This is a genomic window from Candidatus Hakubella thermalkaliphila (assembly GCF_013281975.1).
Classification (GTDB): Bacteria; Actinomycetota; Humimicrobiia; order Hakubellales; family Hakubellaceae; genus Hakubella; species Hakubella thermalkaliphila.
The window spans coordinates 1-17,566 of sequence record NZ_BLRZ01000032.1; the positions used below are offsets into that span (position 1 = coordinate 1).

Annotated in this window: 19 protein-coding genes; all 19 read left to right on the plus strand. The window is 50.0% G+C overall.

Features of this window, described 5'->3' with window-relative positions; translation table 11 throughout:
• The first annotated feature begins 47 nt into the window (after nucleotides 1-47).
• Nucleotides 48-410 (plus strand): hypothetical protein, encoded by a 363-nt coding sequence (locus HW443_RS04480; RefSeq protein ID WP_176236768.1) that lies wholly within the window; start codon nucleotides 48-50, stop codon nucleotides 408-410.
• 529 nt (nucleotides 411-939) lie between these two features.
• Nucleotides 940-2,301, plus strand: a complete 1,362-nt coding sequence (gene hisZ / locus HW443_RS04485) for an ATP phosphoribosyltransferase regulatory subunit (protein WP_176236769.1) — start codon at nucleotides 940-942, stop codon at nucleotides 2,299-2,301.
• Nucleotides 2,291-2,956, plus strand: coding sequence for an ATP phosphoribosyltransferase (gene hisG, locus HW443_RS04490; protein WP_176236770.1), 666 nt, complete (start codon nucleotides 2,291-2,293; stop codon nucleotides 2,954-2,956). Before hisZ ends, hisG begins: the two co-directional genes overlap by 11 nt.
• Nucleotides 2,957-3,091: 135 nt before the next feature.
• Nucleotides 3,092-4,420, plus strand: a complete 1,329-nt coding sequence (gene hisD / locus HW443_RS04495; RefSeq protein WP_176237944.1) for a histidinol dehydrogenase — start codon at nucleotides 3,092-3,094, stop codon at nucleotides 4,418-4,420.
• Nucleotides 4,421-4,485: 65 nt separating this feature from the next.
• Entirely contained in the window at nucleotides 4,486-5,568 is a 1,083-nt protein-coding gene (gene hisC / locus HW443_RS04500; protein WP_176235459.1) for a histidinol-phosphate transaminase, read from the plus strand.
• 122 nt (nucleotides 5,569-5,690) lie between these two features.
• Entirely contained in the window at nucleotides 5,691-6,281 is a 591-nt protein-coding gene (hisB, locus tag HW443_RS04505; RefSeq protein ID WP_176235458.1) for an imidazoleglycerol-phosphate dehydratase HisB, read from the plus strand.
• Between the two features lie 120 nt (nucleotides 6,282-6,401).
• Entirely contained in the window at nucleotides 6,402-7,001 is a 600-nt protein-coding gene (gene hisH, locus HW443_RS04510; protein ID WP_176235457.1) for an imidazole glycerol phosphate synthase subunit HisH, read from the plus strand.
• Between the two features lie 58 nt (nucleotides 7,002-7,059).
• On the plus strand, nucleotides 7,060-7,788 hold the full coding sequence (gene hisA, locus HW443_RS04515) for a 1-(5-phosphoribosyl)-5-[(5-phosphoribosylamino)methylideneamino]imidazole-4-carboxamide isomerase (RefSeq protein ID WP_176235456.1): 729 nt from the start codon (nucleotides 7,060-7,062) through the stop codon (nucleotides 7,786-7,788).
• A 103-nt stretch (nucleotides 7,789-7,891) separates the two neighbouring features.
• On the plus strand, nucleotides 7,892-8,647 hold the full coding sequence (hisF, locus tag HW443_RS04520) for an imidazole glycerol phosphate synthase subunit HisF (protein WP_176235455.1): 756 nt from the start codon (nucleotides 7,892-7,894) through the stop codon (nucleotides 8,645-8,647).
• Between the two features lie 18 nt (nucleotides 8,648-8,665).
• Nucleotides 8,666-9,328 carry a bifunctional phosphoribosyl-AMP cyclohydrolase/phosphoribosyl-ATP diphosphatase HisIE gene (gene hisIE / locus HW443_RS04525; RefSeq protein WP_176231240.1) on the plus strand — a complete coding sequence of 221 codons (663 nt, stop codon included), beginning with the start codon at nucleotides 8,666-8,668 and terminating at the stop codon, nucleotides 9,326-9,328.
• A 193-nt stretch (nucleotides 9,329-9,521) separates the two neighbouring features.
• Nucleotides 9,522-10,994: an anthranilate synthase component I gene (gene trpE / locus HW443_RS04530; RefSeq protein ID WP_176231241.1), complete on the plus strand. Its 1,473-nt coding sequence runs from the start codon at nucleotides 9,522-9,524 to the stop codon at nucleotides 10,992-10,994.
• Nucleotides 10,991-11,560 carry an anthranilate synthase component II gene (locus HW443_RS04535; RefSeq protein ID WP_176231242.1) on the plus strand — a complete coding sequence of 190 codons (570 nt, stop codon included), beginning with the start codon at nucleotides 10,991-10,993 and terminating at the stop codon, nucleotides 11,558-11,560. Before trpE ends, HW443_RS04535 begins: the two co-directional genes overlap by 4 nt.
• Complete coding sequence (trpD, locus tag HW443_RS04540; RefSeq protein WP_176231243.1) at nucleotides 11,557-12,609, plus strand: anthranilate phosphoribosyltransferase; 1,053 nt, start codon at nucleotides 11,557-11,559, stop codon at nucleotides 12,607-12,609. Before HW443_RS04535 ends, trpD begins: the two co-directional genes overlap by 4 nt.
• Nucleotides 12,593-13,381 (plus strand): indole-3-glycerol phosphate synthase TrpC, encoded by a 789-nt coding sequence (gene trpC, locus HW443_RS04545; RefSeq protein WP_176231244.1) that lies wholly within the window; start codon nucleotides 12,593-12,595, stop codon nucleotides 13,379-13,381. Before trpD ends, trpC begins: the two co-directional genes overlap by 17 nt.
• Nucleotides 13,374-14,075: a phosphoribosylanthranilate isomerase gene (locus HW443_RS04550; RefSeq protein ID WP_246273230.1), complete on the plus strand. Its 702-nt coding sequence runs from the start codon at nucleotides 13,374-13,376 to the stop codon at nucleotides 14,073-14,075. Before trpC ends, HW443_RS04550 begins: the two co-directional genes overlap by 8 nt.
• A 1-nt stretch (nucleotide 14,076) precedes the next feature.
• Nucleotides 14,077-15,267, plus strand: a complete 1,191-nt coding sequence (gene trpB / locus HW443_RS04555) for a tryptophan synthase subunit beta (protein ID WP_176231245.1) — start codon at nucleotides 14,077-14,079, stop codon at nucleotides 15,265-15,267.
• A 218-nt stretch (nucleotides 15,268-15,485) separates the two neighbouring features.
• A complete protein-coding gene (gene trpA / locus HW443_RS04560) occupies nucleotides 15,486-16,283 on the plus strand; it encodes a tryptophan synthase subunit alpha (RefSeq protein ID WP_176231246.1) in 798 nt (265 codons plus the stop codon).
• Nucleotides 16,284-16,440: 157 nt separating this feature from the next.
• Nucleotides 16,441-17,412 (plus strand): 6-phosphofructokinase, encoded by a 972-nt coding sequence (gene pfkA / locus HW443_RS04565; RefSeq protein ID WP_176231247.1) that lies wholly within the window; start codon nucleotides 16,441-16,443, stop codon nucleotides 17,410-17,412.
• 3 nt (nucleotides 17,413-17,415) lie between these two features.
• Nucleotides 17,416-17,566: type II toxin-antitoxin system PemK/MazF family toxin (locus HW443_RS13865; RefSeq protein WP_176237945.1), on the plus strand; the 151-nt coding region annotated here is incomplete at its 3' end.

Here is a 17,566-nt window from a genome sequence, read left to right on the forward strand (position 1 = left end):
GGCTGTCGATGGCATAAAGACCATGCGTACAAGGCTAGAGGATCTGGATGTCCTCGAGTGATGTTCTCAAGTTAGATAGCATTCTTAAGCAGCTAGACGAATTAACCCCTCGCTTTTCTGCCTTCGGATCTTATGAAGTTGTGGACAGAACAGACCTGACCCTCAAAGTTAGAATTCCAATTGCAGAAGAACTACACGTGCAACTCTATGCTAATAGTGGAAAAGGCAAGTTAAATCTAGCACTGGTCCACGGTGGCCAGAGGATCTATGGCGAAGATTCAGAAGGCGGGATCAGACATGTTCACCCCTTCGAGGATCCAGAAAGCCACATGGAGACATCTGTCCGGCCTTCACTACAAGATTTTCTATCAAAAGTTCAGCAACATCTGGAGGAGAAAGGACTGATCTGAGGGAGATTCGGGGTCGGCAGTGATAGCTATTGACACGGATATTTTCCTCATCGATCTGGTCTTTCAGTGTGATGCCAGATACTTCTGCAAACTTCAAATAAGGCCCGGCTAGGAGTACTCACACCGGAGGAGTTCAACTTTTCCCATACTGCTAATTTGATAACATGAAAAAGCTGCGCCCCTCCGTACTTGAGTTTTGTCTCCCGATAGCTTATCAGCTATCATAGGAGGTACGCAGCTTTTTCATAGATGTCATTATGGTTCCATCACCCGCGAACCATGGAAATGCTGAGTATTTTCTACGTAAATATTCGGATTCATAGAATCTGAAGTCCGACCTTTCCTAAGTAGAATTAAACATCAAGCTTTCTCGCAGAGGCGGTTTTCAGCACGACACCTTTTGAATCTTTTGAGTGGTAGATACTCTTGACAACTTTATTTTAATAGTTTAACATAGCGTTACTGCGCTATGTTAAAGCGATAAAGAGAATGGAGAATATGTGTCCATAGATGGTTGAGGCAACGGAGAATGATGCTCACAAATGGTTCAGGCAAAAGAATGATGTTGAGAAATGATTCAGGCAAAAACCCCCACATCCGAATTCCTCAAGGTCTGAGGGATATCCTTCCCACCGAAGCCTCCCATCGCAGGATGATCGAGAATATCATCCGAGAGGTATTTACTGGCTGGGGTTATGGGGAGGTGATCCCACCTACCTTCGAGTACTTTGACTACATCAGTCGAGGCCTGGGTGAGGACAAGAAAAAGGGTTTGGTCAGGCTATTCGATAAGAATGGGGAGCTTCTGGCCCTGAGATCTGAACTTACAGCTCCCATTGCTCGTATGACAGCCATGAGGTTCAAGTCCATGGGCTTTCCCCTTCGCCTTTTCTATTTCGCCAATGTGTTCAGCGATGAATCTCCCCGACTAAGCCACCAGCGAGAACGCACTCAAGCGGGGGCGGAACTCATCGGCAGCGACTCACCCCATGCAGATGCCGAGGTCATCGCTCTGGTCATAGAAGCTTTGCTCCAGGTAGGGCTGAAGGATTTTAAGATCGGGATCGGCCAGATTGACTTTATCAGCAAAGTTCTCCGCCTTACGGGGATCTCTGAGTTGGACCAGAAAGAAATGAAGAGAGCATTAGTCAGAAAGGATATGGTGGCCATCAAGAATGGCCTGAAGGAGCTGGATTCCTCCAGAGCCGAGAGTATTCTGGAGACCATTACCCTGAGAGGAGACGCAGAGGTGATTGTCAGAGCAAGCAGGTATGCCCGGGATGAAGCATCTAGCTCTGCTCTGGCCAGGCTCTCGGACATTCACAAAACTCTGGTTAGAAGTGGATACCGAAGCCATATTTTCCTGGATTTGGGCATTGTCAGAGATTTTGATTACTATTCCAGTGTAGTCTTTGAGGGATATTCGCCCAGGATCGGCTATCCTTTTTGTGGAGGAGGAAGGTATGACTACCTTCTGGGCATGTTCGGCGTGGACGCTCCTTCCACGGGATTTGCCATTGAGGTGGAACGGCTACATGACGCTCTTTCTCGGGAAGACGGAGAAAGGGAAGTTAAGAGACCTAAAGTATTGGTGGCCTCTGCTCAGGATAACTTTTTGGATATCATGAGTGTGGCCAGTTGGCTGAGGAGGAAAGGAATTGTGGCCCAACACTTTCTGGGTGAGTTCTCTCTGGAGGAGGCCAAAACCTACGCCCGGAGAATGGCTATGGACTTTCTTCTGATCATCATATCCATGGAGGAAGAGATGGATTTGATAGATTTGAAGAAGGATCTTATTCAAAGAGTGGCTCCTGAGGAGATGGAACGGTTGATGGAAGATCAACTTAAGACTGTGTCTGTGCGGTATAGAGGAGAGGGAAATGACACTTAGTATTACTTTACCTAAAGGTTATTTGTTTCCCCAATCTCTGGATCTTTTAAGAAGGTCTGGATATGATATCTCTGGCCTTAGCGAGGAGAATCGCAGGCTTACCTTTCTCAAGAAGAAGGACGGTATCAGATATATTGTAGCCCGGCCCACAGACGTACCCAAATACGTGGAGTATGGGGCTGCGGATCTGGGGATTGTGGGTAAAGATGTGCTTATAGAACAGCAAAGCCACATCTATGAGCTTTTAGATCTCGGATTTGGCCAATGCCGCTTTATTACCGCGGCCCTGGCTGGAACATGGGAGCAAATGGAAAGAAATTATGAGCATTTGGGCTATCTTCGGGTGGCCACCAAGTATCCCCATGTGGCAGAAGAGTTCTTCAATGAGAAGGGAATTCAGGTGGAGATCATCAGGTTGCACGGGTCTATAGAGCTGGCCCCCCTATTGGGTATCGCTGATCAGATTGTGGATATTACCTCTACAGGCCGGACCCTTAGAGAGAATAATCTCCAGGTAATTGATGAGATAGCTCTCTGTACAGCTCGCTTAATTGCTAACCAGGTGAGCTATAAACTAAAATACCAGGAAATAGATAGGCTGATAAGCAAGATCAAGAAAGCCATGGGGAAAGAGGCTGTTGAGGGAGAGAGTTGAGGAAGAAAAAAGATAAGATAAAGAGTAGCAGATGAGATTTTTCCGGTGACCCGAGAGTAATATGGAGTCAGTCTCGATAATGGACGCTTTTTGGGCCAAGAAGAGCTGCAAATCCTTACTTAAGAGGATCCATAAATGCTAGAGATAGAAACAATCACCAATCAAAACCAGTTCAGACGTCCCCAGGTTCAAAAGGACAGAGAAGAGTGGGAGAAGATCAGGAAGGATGTGCTGGATATCATCGAGCAGGTCCAAGAAGAAGGAGATCGGGCCCTTATAGATCTGACGGAGAAATTTGATGGGGTTCGGCTTCGCCCTGAAGAACTCAGGGTTAGCAGAGAAGAAATCCAGGGTGCCAAAAGCTCCCTGGACCAAAAAATCCTCTCTGCCCTGAAGAAGGCAAGGGATAATATTTTTGACTTTCACTCCCGGCAGAAAAGAGATTCCTGGTCCACTTGTGTTCGGGATGGGGTTCTGATCGGCCAGAAGGTTACTCCTATAGATCGAATCGGCATCTATATTCCGGGGGGAAAGGCTGTCTATCCCTCCACTATCCTGATGATCGCAGTGCCAGCCCGGGTAGCCGGGGTGGGGGAGATTGCCATGTGCACTCCTCCTGGACCACAGGGTGCTCTTCATCCCTTGATTCTGGCAGTAGCGGACATGATGGATATAGGAGAAATTTACAGAGTAGGAGGTGCTCAGGCTATAGCCGCTCTGGCTCTGGGTACCGAGACCATTTCTAGAGTAGATAAGATATTTGGGCCGGGGAACAGGTATGTGGAGGCAGCCAAAAGGGAACTCTTCGGAGTGGTGGGAATCGACCTTTTGGCCGGGCCCAGCGAGGTAGTAATTCTCAGCGATGAGACCGGAAACGCTACTCTTATTGCTGCGGACATGATCGCCCAGGCCGAACACGATCCGGATGCCATCTCCATAGTGGTGACGCCGGTGGAAGAGCTGGCTCTAGGGGTCAGGGCAGAGGTGGAGAGACTGGCCACACTGGCCAAGCGAAGGGATATCATCGTCTCCTCTCTAGAGAAAAATGCAAGGCTGGTGGTTGTCCCCTCTCTGAGAGAGGCTCTTAAGCTGGTCAACGACATAGCTCCGGAGCATGTGGAGCTGATGGTGCGGGATCCTCTGCAGATGGTGGAGCACATCTGTCACGCCGGGGCTATTTTTCTGGGACAGAGTACTCCTGTAGCGGTAGGGGACTATATTGGTGGCACCAACCACGTTCTTCCTACCGGTGGATCAGCCAGGTTTTCCTCTTGCCTGGGGGTGGACGACTTTATGAAGCGGAGCAGCATCCTCGGTTACGGTCCACAAAACCTTGAAGAAGACGGAGAAGATATCCTTTCTTTGGCTATGGCGGAGGGTCTCTTCGCCCATGCAGAGTCGGTCTCCCTGAGGCTTAAAGGACTTGCCAGGAAAGACATCCCTGAGAAAGATAGAAGGACATAGCTAAGGAATTCTGACTTGATGGCCATTTTATCTGTTCTAAGTTTGGAAGGAGACAGTAAAACCATATGAGCATATCGGCCAGAGAGAACATCCAAAACCTGAGGGCTTATGAGACTCCCCAGATCAAAGCTCGAATTAAGCTGAACTCCAACGAGAGTCCATGGCCTTTGCCCGATAAGATCATAGAAGACATAGAAAGAGCGGTTGCTGTGGTAGAGTTTAATAGATATCCGGATGCGTCCTCCCGCATCCTCAGAGAGGAGGTGAGCCGGTGGCTGAGGGTAGGACTGGATAATGTCCTGGTGGGTAGCGGTTCCAACGAGATGATCCAGTGCGTTTTTCTGGCCTTTGGGGGAAAGGGAAGAACCCTTATGACCTTTGTGCCTACTTACAGTATGGCTTCCAAGATCGCCGCTATCACGGATACCGAAGAGATATCCGTGCCCTTGAAAGAGGACTTCAGCCCGGATATCCGAAAGATAGTAAAGCAGTTGGAACAAGTAACCCCCCATATCATTTATATGTGTAACCCCAACAATCCTACTGGAACTCTCTTCCGCAGATCTTTTATCATGAAACTGTTGGAGATGACGGAAACTCTGGTGGTGGTGGATGAAGCCTACGGGGAGTTCTGTCCCACCTCGGTCATCGACCTTACTAATAGACATGCTAACCTGGCTGTGGTCAAGACCTTTTCTAAGGCCTTGCGGTTGGCCGGAGCCCGTGTCGGCGTCCTGGTAGCCAGCGAGCCCATCGTCAAGGAGGTTCAAAAAGTCAAACTTCCCTATAATCTGAATATCCTTTCTCAGACTATTGCCACCATTGTATTGAGAAACAGGACTCTCCTCTGGCCGGCAATCAAGGAGATAGTGGAGGAAAGAGAAAGGGTCAGAAGAGAGCTGGAAAAAATAGAAGGCGTGGTAGCTGTCCCCTCCCAGACCAATTTCATTCTCTTTAAGACCCCTTTTGAGGGGAACACTATTTACGAAGAGCTTTTACGAAGGGATGTACTGATCAGAAACTTCTCTAATTACCCTTATTTGAAGGGGTATCTGAGGGTCACCATAGGGACAAAAGAGGAGAACCAGGAGTTTCTGGCTGCCCTCAAGGATGTTCTGGATAACAGAATGTGGGCATCAAGGCTATAGTAATGGCCATATACACAGAGGATGCAAGATAGAGAGGATGCAAGATAGAGAGGATGCAAGATAGAGAGGAAGCTGGCCGAGTAAGAAGGAGACTAAGCCCTGATTTGTCAAAGGAAGATACTATGAACCAACGAGTGGCGGAGGTAAATAGAAAAACCAGAGAAACGAACATTCGAGTCAGGTTGAACCTCGATGGAAGTGGCCGGGCGGATATTTCCACGGGAATTCCCTTCTTTGACCATATGCTGGAGCAACTGGCCAAACATGGACTTTTCGATCTGGAAATTGCAGCCAGGGGAGATATCAAAGTAGACGGACATCACACGGTGGAGGACGTGGGCCTTTCCTTAGGGAGAGCTTTTGGCGAAGCACTGGGAGATAAAAGTAAGATTGTCCGCTACGGCTTTTCTGTCCTCCCCATGGATGAGACCCTGGTCATGTTGGCTCTGGATATCGGAGGCCGGCCCTATCTTCGGGCGGATGTCCAGTTACCTTATGAGAGTATGGGAAAATTTGACACCCTTCTACTGCGGGAGTTTCTGGCAGCCCTGGTCAATAGCATGGGTATTAACCTCCACGTTTCTTTATGGTCGGGAGACAACCCCCACCACATCGTGGAGGCCATCTTCAAGGCTCTGGGTCGAGCTCTGGATATGGCTACCAGGATTGATGAGAGGATAGGAGGAGTGCCGTCGACCAAGGGAGTGATCTAGAGCATTCGGAGATAGGGCTCGAACAAGGCTTAACTGGCAAAAAGGCCAGTTCGTCTTCAACCGCATTGCAGGATCAGTTCAGGGAAGTTTTTCAATAAACTGGGGAGGATAAACTAAGCCATGATTGCCATAATAGACTATGGCATGGGAAATCTGAGAAGTGTCCAGAAGGCCTTCCAAAAACTGGGATATCAGGCTTTTATAACCTCCGATCCCCTGGAGATTCTGGACGCAGATAAGCTGGTGCTTCCTGGAGTAGGAGCCTTTGCTGATGCCATGGCCAGTCTAAAGGAGAAAGAGTTGGACCGGGCAATAGTTGAGTTCATAGGCTCCGGACGCCCCTTTTTGGGCATATGTCTGGGCCTTCAGCTCTTATTTGAAGAGAGTGGTGAGGGAGGGAGACATCCCGGTCTTGGGTTAGTGGAGGGAGATGTCCGAAGGCTGCCACAAGGAGTCAAGGTGCCCCATATGGGCTGGAGCAGGACCTGGTTTGTCAGAGACGATCCTATCCTTAAAGAGATACCTTCTGGATCCTTTTTCTACTATGTCCACTCCTACTATGCCCAGCCAAAGGATGAGCGAATGGCCATCTGTACTGCTGACTATGGTCTGGAATTTGTCTCGGGGATCAACAAGGAAAATCTCTATGCTTTTCAGTTTCATCCAGAGAAGAGCAGCTCCTATGGACTGAAGATTCTAAGGAACTTTGGTGAGATGTAGAGTTGGAGAGATGAACGGGCGGGGAGATAAAGAGAGGGAGATGTAAGGGGATGGATTCATGCAAATTATACCTGCTGTAGACATAAAAGGAGGAAAGTGTGTTCGTCTCTATCAGGGGAAGTTCAGCCAGGAGAAAGTCTATTCCCCTGACCCTATCCAGATAGCTCTCAGTTGGCAGGAGCAGGGTGCCACCATTATCCATGTGGTGGATTTGGATGCTGCTGCCCAGGGCCAGTTGGTGAATGTGGATGTGGTGAGAGGTATTGTGGAGAAAACATCGGCTCTCATTCAGTATGGAGGCGGTGTTAGAAGCCCGGAAGATATAGAGATGCTTACGGATATGGGAGTGAGTAGAATTGTATTGGGGACCCTGGCTCTGACCCGGGATGAATTTTTAAGGACCGCAGTTGGCCGTTATGGAGAAAGGATTGTGGTGGGATTAGATCTCAGAGATGGCAGACTGGCTATCCAGGGATGGCAGAGAGAGCTGAAAAGAAATGTGGGAGATCTTCTGGCCTTTCTTTCCCATATGGGGCTGAAAAGGATCGTTCTTACTGATGTGACCAGAGATGGAACCCTATCTGGTCCTAATTTCAAACTTCTGGAGGACGTATTGGCAGAGGCTGCTGGTATTAAGGTAATCGCCTCAGGAGGCATTTCCTGTTTGCGGGACATTCAGTTGCTGAAAAGCTTGGAGCCTAAAGGGCTGGAGGGTATTATTGTGGGTAAGGCTCTCTATGAGGGAAAACTTAATCTGGCTGAGGCTCTGGAGATGGTCCGAGGATAGGTACTGGGGGAGGTGGGATCCCTGGTTAATGTCCTGGAAGATGAAGTTATCTCGGTTATTCTGGCGAAATTGGAACCAAAGGACAAGAGGTTGAGATTGGATTATGGTAGCCAAAAGGATAATACCCTGCCTGGATGTTAAGAATGGGCGGGTGGTTAAAGGCATAAATTTCATTAACCTGAGGGATGCCGGTGATCCGGTCGAGCTGGCTCGCGTCTACGATAGAGAAGGAGCCGATGAGTTGGTCTTTCTGGACATCACAGCTTCCCATGAGGGCAGAAAGATTATGGTGGAGGTAGCCAGAAGGGTGGCCGAGGAGGTCTTTATACCCTTTACCATAGGGGGTGGCATCAGATCGAGCCAGGATATCCGGGAACTGCTCTCCGCCGGGGCGGATAAAGTTTCTCTTAATTCTGCTGCCGTAAGGAATCCGGAATTAGTTCAGGAAACTTCTTGTCGTTACGGCAGTCAGTGCATAGTAGTGGCTATTGACGCCAAATGGGACGGTAGCAAGTGGGAAGTATACATCAACGGGGGTAGGATACCTGCTGGCCTGGATGCTGTAGAGTGGGCCTGCCGGGTGGTCCGGCTGGGAGCCGGAGAAATCCTTCTCACCAGTATGGATCGGGATGGAACTCAGAACGGATATGATGTATCTCTGACCAGGGCCATAACTCGGGCTGTTAATGTTCCAGTCATAGCATCCGGGGGAGCAGGCAGGCTGGAGCATCTCCGGGAGGTCATCCAGGAAGCAAATGCCGATGCCGTGCTGGCGGCATCCATATTTCATTATGGAGAGTATTCCATAAGAGAGGCCAAGGAGTATCTAAGATCGCAGGGCATTGAAGTGAGGATTTAGGGAGCATAGAGAGGTTAGATGACTGAGATAGATATATCCCAGTTAAAGTTTGATAGAGACGGCCTGATCCCGGCCATCGTGCAGGACTTCCGGTCCCGGGAAGTTCTCATGCTGGCCTACATGAGCCGGGAGTCCTTGCAGAAAACCCTGGAGACAGGCAGGACCTGGTTCTACAGCCGGAGCCGAGAAAGGCTGTGGATGAAGGGGGAAAGCTCCGGCAACTACCAACTGGTTAAGGACATGCGCTACGATTGTGATGCGGACTGTCTTCTGGTTCTGGTAGAGCAGGTAGGCGTAGCCTGTCACACCGGTGAGAGAAGCTGTTTTTTTAGCAGTCTCACCGGCAGGGGTATGGTTAAGACTCCAGGAATTGGTTCAGAGGCAGAAGAGGCAGAGGGTCTTGACCATGTTCTTAAGGAATTATTTAGAGTAATCAAGTCTCGCAAAAAATTCTCACCCCAGACATCGTATACAGCATCCCTTTTTAAGGCCGGTCCATCTAAAATACTGGCCAAAGTTACCGAAGAGAGTGGAGAGGTAGTAGAAGCAGCCAGGGAGGGGAGTCGGGAGAATCTCATACATGAAATTGCCGATGTAATCTATCATTTGCTTGTGTTAACGGCTTTTAAAGATATAGAATTGGAGGACATAGCCCGAGAGTTGATCAGACGTCGAAAGTAAAGCGTCAGATGACATTTATCTGAGCTTAGTAATAACCTTGTGTAGGCACAAAAGAGGCCGGCGGACCTGAGCCGGAGGGTAGAGAGCCATAAGCGAAAGACCGCAAGTTGAAGAATAACTCTTTGGATAGAACACTCTGGGCTCTTCCGGGAGAAGGGAACCTTTCTTAGGACTTTAGATAGGAGTATACGGTATGCATCATCCTTCCAAGGATGAGTTTCTACAACTGGCCAGAGACTATAATCTCATTCCTGTCTACCAGGAGATTGTGGCAGATATGGATACTCCTGTCTCGGTCTTTAAGAAGATGAACGATGGCCAGAGCGCCTTTCTTCTGGAGAGCGTGGAAGGGGCAGAGAGATGGGGGCGCTATTCCTTTATTGGCAGCAGTCCCTTCATCATCGTGGAATCCAGGGGAAATCAGGTGGTCATCCAGGAGAACGGAGAACAGAAGCAGATCCGAGAGGAGCCTCTTAAGGTCATTGCCCAGATCCTTTCCCGCTACCGAGCCTATCCCGACCCTGATTTACCTCCTTTCTTCGGCGGGGCGGTGGGTTACCTGGGATATGATATGATCAGGTTCTTTGAGGAGATCTCCGCTCGAGCCATAGATGATCTGGGTCTGCCCGATCTGGTCTTTCTTTTCACTGATACTATTGTGGTCTTCGACCATCTGAAGCATCGGATAAAGGTGGTAGCTAATGTCCATACTGCTGGAGAAGCGGAGGAAGAGTACGAGAAGGGTGTTCAGAAGATCAAGCGGATAGTAGATCTGTTGAGGAAGACCATATCCTATGAGCCAGTGGGCATCAATGGTACCCGGATGGATCGAGCGGTAGAGTCCAATTTGAGCCGGGATCGATTTGAGGATATGGTGCGGCAAGCCAAGGAGTATATATTTGCAGGAGATGTTCTACAGGTGGTTCTCTCCCAGCGTTTCTCGGTAGATGTGCAGGTCGATCCCTTCGACATCTATCGGGTTCTGCGAACTCTGAATCCGTCACCTTATCTCTATTTCTTGAGGCATAATGATATAGCTGTGATTGGTTCTTCGCCCGAACCTCTGGTGAAAGTGGTGGGCTCTCGGGTCATTACCAGACCCATAGCCGGAACCCGGCCCAGGGGTGCCACCAGGGAGGAGGATCTGGCGCTGGAAAAGGAGCTCCTGGCCGACGAGAAGGAGCTGGCCGAACACATCATGCTGGTGGATCTGGGAAGAAACGACCTGGGAAGAGTCTGCGTGCCGGGCACGGTGAAAGTAGATGAATTCATGGCTGTGGAAAGGTATTCCCATGTTATGCATTTGGTCAGCAACGTGGTAGGTGAACTGCGGAGTGACCAAACCGTATTTGAGGCTTTAAAGAGCGTCTTTCCGGCCGGGACCGTCTCAGGTGCTCCCAAAATCAGAGCTATGGAGATCATTGATGAGCTGGAGCCAGTCAGGAGGGGTCCCTATGCCGGGGCTCTGGGTAACATCGGATTCACCGGAGACATGGACGTCTGCATTACTATTCGTACCATCATAGTTAAGGATGGGCGGGCCTATGTTCAGGCAGGTGCGGGAATTGTGGCCGATTCTGTGCCTGCTAAAGAGTATGAGGAGACAGTTAATAAGGCTCGAGCTTTGATCCAGGCCATAATACTGGCAGAAGAAGGTCTTAAATGATCCTGGTTATCGACAACTACGACTCCTTTGCCTATAATTTGGTGCAATACCTGGGCGAGCTGGGCGTGGAGATGGAAATATTTCGTAATGATAAGATCTCCGTAAATGAAATCGAGAAAAAAGGGTACTCCCACATCGTTATCTCGCCAGGGCCATGTACGCCCAATGAGGCCGGCATTTCTTTAGAACTGGTAGCCAGGATGGCCGGTAAAGTTTCCATTCTGGGGGTATGTCTGGGCCATCAGGTTATCGGGCAGGTCTTTGGAGGAGAGATAGTACGGGCACCCTTTCCCGTTCACGGGAAAACTTCCTCCATAAGACACGATGGGAAGACCATCTTCCGGGAAGTGGAGAACCCCTTTACTGCTACCAGGTACCACTCCCTCATCGTCAGAAGGGAGAGCTTGCCTCCGGTCCTGGAGATATCCGCCTGGACCGAGGACGGGCTGGTCATGGGTATCAGACACCGAGAACTGGTGGTCGAGGGAGTTCAGTTCCACCCGGAGTCCATCCTGACCCGGGAGGGGAAGAAGATTTTGAAGAATTTCTTGGAGGTTTCCACATGATCAGAGAAGCCATCAGTAAGCTTGTCCACGGATCCAACCTCACTGAAGAAGAAGCCATTTTGGTCATGGAGGAGATCATGAGCGGCCAGGCCACGGACGCTCAGATTGGATCCTTCCTCACCGCTCTCCGGATAAAGGGAGAGACGGTAGAGGAGATCACCGGCTTTGCCCGGGTCATGAGGGCCAAAGCTACCAGTGTGAGGCCGAAACAGGAATTCCTGGTTGATACCTGTGGGACGGGAGGCGATCTGGCTGGTACTTTCAACATCTCCACCACGGCTGCTTTCGTGGTGGCCGGGGCTGGGGTGCATGTGGCCAAGCACGGCAACAAATCTGTCTCCAGCCGTTGTGGCAGCGCTGACGTTCTGGAGGCTCTGGGAGTAAAGATGGACCTGCCTCCAGAAGGAATTGCCCGATGTATCGACCAGGTTGGTCTGGGATTTCTCTTTGCTCCCCTTCTCCATCAGGCCATGAAATATACCATAGGTCCTCGCCGGGAAATGGGCATAAGAACGGTCTTCAATATTCTGGGTCCTCTTACTAATCCAGCCAAAGCCACGGCTCAGGTTCTGGGCGTATATGCTTCTGAACTTACTGAGATAATGGCCTCGGTCCTGGGCGAGTTAGGGGTAAAGCATGCCCTGGTGGTTCACGGAGCGGATAACCTGGACGAGATCTCCATAACCGGGGACAGTAAGATATCGGAGTACAAGGATGGAAAAGTAGTCACCTACACCATCGATCCCTCTGAGTTTAGGTTTCGAATCTCCCCCCTGGCTGAAATCAAGGGAGGTACAGTAGAGGAAAATGTAGCTATTCTGAAAAGGGTTCTTGAGGGAGAAGATGGAGCACCAAGAGATGTAGTTCTTCTGAACGCCGCGGCTGCCCTGATCGCAGCCGACGCCACTACTAACTTTGCCGATGGTCTGGAGATGGCCCGGGTTTCCATAGACAGCGGGCGGGCCAAAAAGGTGCTGGAAAATCTTACCCAGTTCACCAACTCCTATAGCCAGGCCTGGCCTGGAGAAGATCATGAATATTCTGGATGAGATAGTAGCTCATAAGAAAAAGGATCTGGAGGAAAGAAAAGCCACCCTTCCCCTGGCTGAGCTGGAAAAAAGGATGCCCCCCCTCTCGGAACGCCGGTCTTTCTCCCGGTCTTTCTCCCGGTCTTTGAAGAAGGACGGCCTGGCCATAATCGGTGAAATCAAAAAGGCTTCTCCATCCAGGGGCATAATCGTCCCAGACTTTGACCCGGTAGACCTGGCCCTGGAGTATGAAGAGGCTGGGGTGGTAGCCATATCTGTACTGACCGAAGAGCGGTACTTTCAGGGTAGTCTGGGAGACCTGCTGATGGTAAGATGGGCTACTTCTAAACCTCTCCTACGCAAAGATTTTCTCTTTGACGAGTACCAGTTATACGAAGCCAGAGCCTATGGCGCTGATGCCATTCTCCTGATCGTGGCCATTCTGGAAGAAAGAAAACTGATCTCTCTCCTGGAAAAAGCCCAGGTGTTGGGCCTGGATGCCCTGGTGGAGGTTCATTCCAGGGGTGAGGTGGAGCAGGCCCTATCCTGTGGTGCCACTATCATTGGAATCAACAATCGAGATTTAAAGACCTTTCAGGTAGATCTAAAGACCACGGCAGAGCTTTCTCAGTTTGTGCCCCAGGATAAGATACTGGTCAGCGAGAGCGGCATAAATAACGCTGAAGATGTACGTTTTATGAGGGAGTACGGAGTTAAGGCTATTTTGGTAGGCGAGAGTCTGTTAAGAAGTGGAGATATTAAGGGGAAAGTGAAGGAACTACTTGGTGGATAAGCTGTCATTTCGCACCTCCAGAACCAGGATCAAAATCTGTGGTATAACTAACTCCGATGATGCTCTTTTAGCTCAGGAGTTAGGAGCCGACGCTGTAGGCTTTATCTTTTTTGCCAGAAGCCCAAGAGCAGTGCTCCCCCTGCGGGCGGTGGAGATAATTGCGCAACTGGCTCCCTTTGTCTCTAAAGTTGGCGTATTTGTAGATGAGGAGGAGGACACCGTGCTGGAAGTGGCAGCCCGGTGTGGACTGGACACCCTCCAGCTTCACAGCCAGAAAAGTCTCTCCTATTGCTCAGACTTGAGCAGCAGAGGCTTTAAGATCATAAAAGCCATCAGGATAGGGGAAAATTCAGAAGAGAAGCTTACCTATCTTTTAAAACACTATCAGAATGTAGATGCTTTTCTCTTTGACACCTACCATCCCCAGAAGAAGGGGGGAACCGGGCTGCCCTTCGATTGGAGATTGGCAGAAGGATTGGTGACAGACCGGCCCGTGATTCTCTCTGGAGGACTGAATGAGGAAAATGTGCTCGAGGCCATTATGAGGTTGAGGCCCTATGCTGTGGATGTCTCCAGTGGCCTGGAGCGCCAGCCAGGGAAAAAGGATGAGCAGAAAATGAGACAGTTTTTTGAGCAGGTGAGAAAGGCGGACCAGAAATTAAGAGAGGAAAGCAGAGAGAAGATGGTGAGGTAAGATGAAAAGGGGAAAAGGTCACTTCGGTCCTTTTGGCGGAGCTTACGTGCCCGAGACCATCATGTCTGCCCTGGAGGAGCTGGAGGCTGCCTATCTTAAATCTAAGAAGGATAAGGAGTTTGCTCAGGAGCTGGACTACTATCTGAGGAATTATGCTGGACGTCCCACTCCCCTTTACCATGCCGAAAGACTCTCTCAGACTCTGGGTGGAGCACAGATTTATCTCAAAAGGGAAGACCTTCTCCATACCGGTGCCCATAAGATCAACAACACCCTGGGTCAGGTCCTTCTGGCCAGAAGGATGGGCAAGACCAGGATTATCGCCGAGACCGGTGCCGGTCAGCACGGGGTAGCTACGGCTACGGCAGCAGCTCTTTTCGGTCTGGAATGCCAGATCTATATGGGAGAGGAGGATGTCCGGCGGCAGTCGCTCAACGTCTTTCGGATGAAGCTCCTGGGCGCCGAGGTGATCACTGTCCATTCTGGAAGCAAGACCCTTAAAGATGCTATCAATGAGGCCATGAGAGATTGGGTTACCAATGTAAGGAATACCTTTTATATTCTGGGCTCTGTGGTTGGTCCTCACCCCTATCCTGGCATGGTCAGGGATTTTCAGAGGGTGATTGGGGAGGAGACCAAGAAGCAGATAATGAAGATATCTGGCCGGCTCCCGGACTACGTTCTGGCCTGCGTAGGAGGAGGGAGCAACTCTATAGGCATCTTCTATCCCTTTTTGAGGACCAGCGTGAAGCTAATAGGGGTGGAGGCTGCTGGGCTGGGTCTGGATACAGGAAAACATGGGGCCTCCCTCTCCCGGGGCAGCAAAGGAGTGTTGCACGGCTCTTTAAGCTATGTTTTGGAGGATGAATATGGTCAGATACTGCCCGCTCATTCTGTTTCTGCTGGTCTGGACTACCCTGGAGTGGGACCGGAGCATAGCTATTTTAAAGAGCAGGGACTGGTCCAGTACGAAACGGCCACTGACCAGGAAGCCCTGGAGGCATTCCAGCTTCTTTCCCGGACGGAGGGAATCATCCCTGCCCTGGAGAGTGCCCATGCTCTGGCCTACGCCATGAAAGTGGCCCCTCGAAGCAGAAAAGACGAGCTTATGGTAATAAACCTCTCCGGCCGGGGAGATAAGGATGTCACAGTGGTGGCTGAGATTTTGGGAGTTAAGCTGGGCGAGGATTAATTTTGTAGAAGTCTTTCAGGCTCTGCTTTATGTCCGGATAACTTCGGTAGCTCAGTTCGGAAGCTAATTGTCATTCGAGAGCCGCTCTCTCGAATGATGAAAATGGAGGCATCTATTTTCTACGTAATTTGTCAATATGGTCTCATCACCTGCGAACCATGAAATGTTGGCATTTTCTAACTGGTTTCATGTAAATCTGTGGAAGGGATTGGAGCGTAGTGGAATCCAGGATCGAGAAGACCTTTAAGAAGACCAGAGCGCAGGGGAGACTGGCTCTGATGCCCTACCTTACCGGGGGGTATCCCACCCTGGCAGATTGTCTGGAAATCCTCAAGCTTCTGGCTGATCTGGGATGTGATCTTATTGAGCTAGGTGTGCCTTTTTCTGACCCTTTGGCTGACGGCCCAACCATCCAGAGATCCATTCAGGTAGCTCTCAGCCAGGGAGTAAATCTAGATCACATATTTGAGTTGGTAAGGGATCTAAAGACCTATGCCGATATGCCGGTCTGCTTGATGCCTTACTACAACATCCCCTATCGTTACGGGCGGGGTAAATTTGCCCGGAAAGCAGCAGAGTCGGGAGTAGATGGGGTGATCATCCCTGACCTGTCCATAGAGGATTCTGAAAGCTGGCGTAAGGTGGCCTGGAAGGAGGGGCTGGACACCGTATTTCTGGCAGCCCCCACCAGTTCCCTGGAGAGGCTTAAGAGAATATCCCAGTTGTCCAGAGGATTCATCTACTGCGTTTCCCTCCTGGGAGTTACTGGAGCCAGAAGGGAACTTCCGCCAGAACTGAAGGAGTTTATTCTCACCATCAGAGAAGTGACGGATAAGTATCTGGCGGTAGGTTTTGGCATCTCCCGCGGACAACAAGTAGAGGCTCTCAGAGGATTAGCTGACGGAGTCATTATTGGCAGTGCTTTAATTGACCTGATCGAAGAGAATAAAGACCCTACGGAAAGATCCAAGAGGCTGAAAGCGTTTATTGGAGAAATAAGAGAAGCTTCGGGTTAATTTATAGATAAGGTCTACGATCGCGTCCCCCCTTTGTCCGTAAGAGCATTGCAAAAGGCTGTGCAGATCTCAAGAACATTTATCATCTGTCAATGGACCCGCATTGATACCCAGTTGGGCAGCGGCTCCCTATCTATGAAACAAAGGTGGTGTGCCGATGAGAAGGATAGCAGTCATGACCAGCGGTGGCGATGCCTCGGGCATGAATGCGGCCGTCCGTGCTATCGTGCGTACTGGAATCTATCATGGGATCGAGATTATTGGATTTCGCAAAGGATATGAAGGCATTATTGATAATGAACATCTTGTGCTCAATGCTCGCTCTGTCTCTGGCATTATCGATCGAGGTGGGACTATTCTGGAAACGGCCCGCTCAGAGAGATTTATGACCGAAGAGGGGCAAAAGAAGGCCTTTTCGGTCTTGCGAAAGCATAAGATAGATGGATTGATAGTCATCGGTGGAGATGGTTCCTTTAGGGGTGCCCGGGTTATCGACCGGATGGGTATTTCTACCGTAGGAGTTCCGGCCACTATCGACAACGACATTGCCGGAACCGACTACTCCATTGGCTTTGATACGGCCATCAACACCGTTATCGATGCTCTTTCCAAGATCAGGGATACTGCCACTTCTCATGAGAGGGTTTTCTGTGTTGAGGTTATGGGAAGGCTGTCCGGGGAGATTGCTCTTTATGCCGGTCTAGCCGGTGGCGCTGACTATATTTTAATTCCTGAGATAGAATATGAGATGGAGCATGTTCTGGGGGAGATATGTGAGCAGATCAGCCGCGACTTCGAAGTGGGCAAAAAACACTTTATCCTGGTTATTGCGGAAGGCGCGGGCACAGCCCAGGGGATGGCTTCAGCCATCACTAACCGCACACACAGAGAAGTACGTATCTCCATTTTGGGCCATCTCCAGAGGGGTGGGTCTCCCACCGCTCTGGACCGAATTCTGGCCAGCCGTTTCGGGGCGGAAGCTGTGGAGGCCCTTATGAGAGGAGAGCGAGATTCTCTGGTGGGCATACAGGGTAAAGAAATAGTACTGACCAGTTTCGAGTACACCTTCACCCATGAGCACGAGATTAACAAGAAACTGGTCGAGCTGGCCAGGGTGTTGTCCATATAGATCATGTCTCAGGATAGTGGTCTTTCCCGAAGTTCCGTAGTTCATCCTGGTCAGCTCTATACCGTGGATAAAAAACGGCTTGGCCAATTAGTAGGGAAACTTCCAGCTCAAAAAATGGAGGAGGTCAATAAAGCTATCCTGGTAAGTCTGGGCC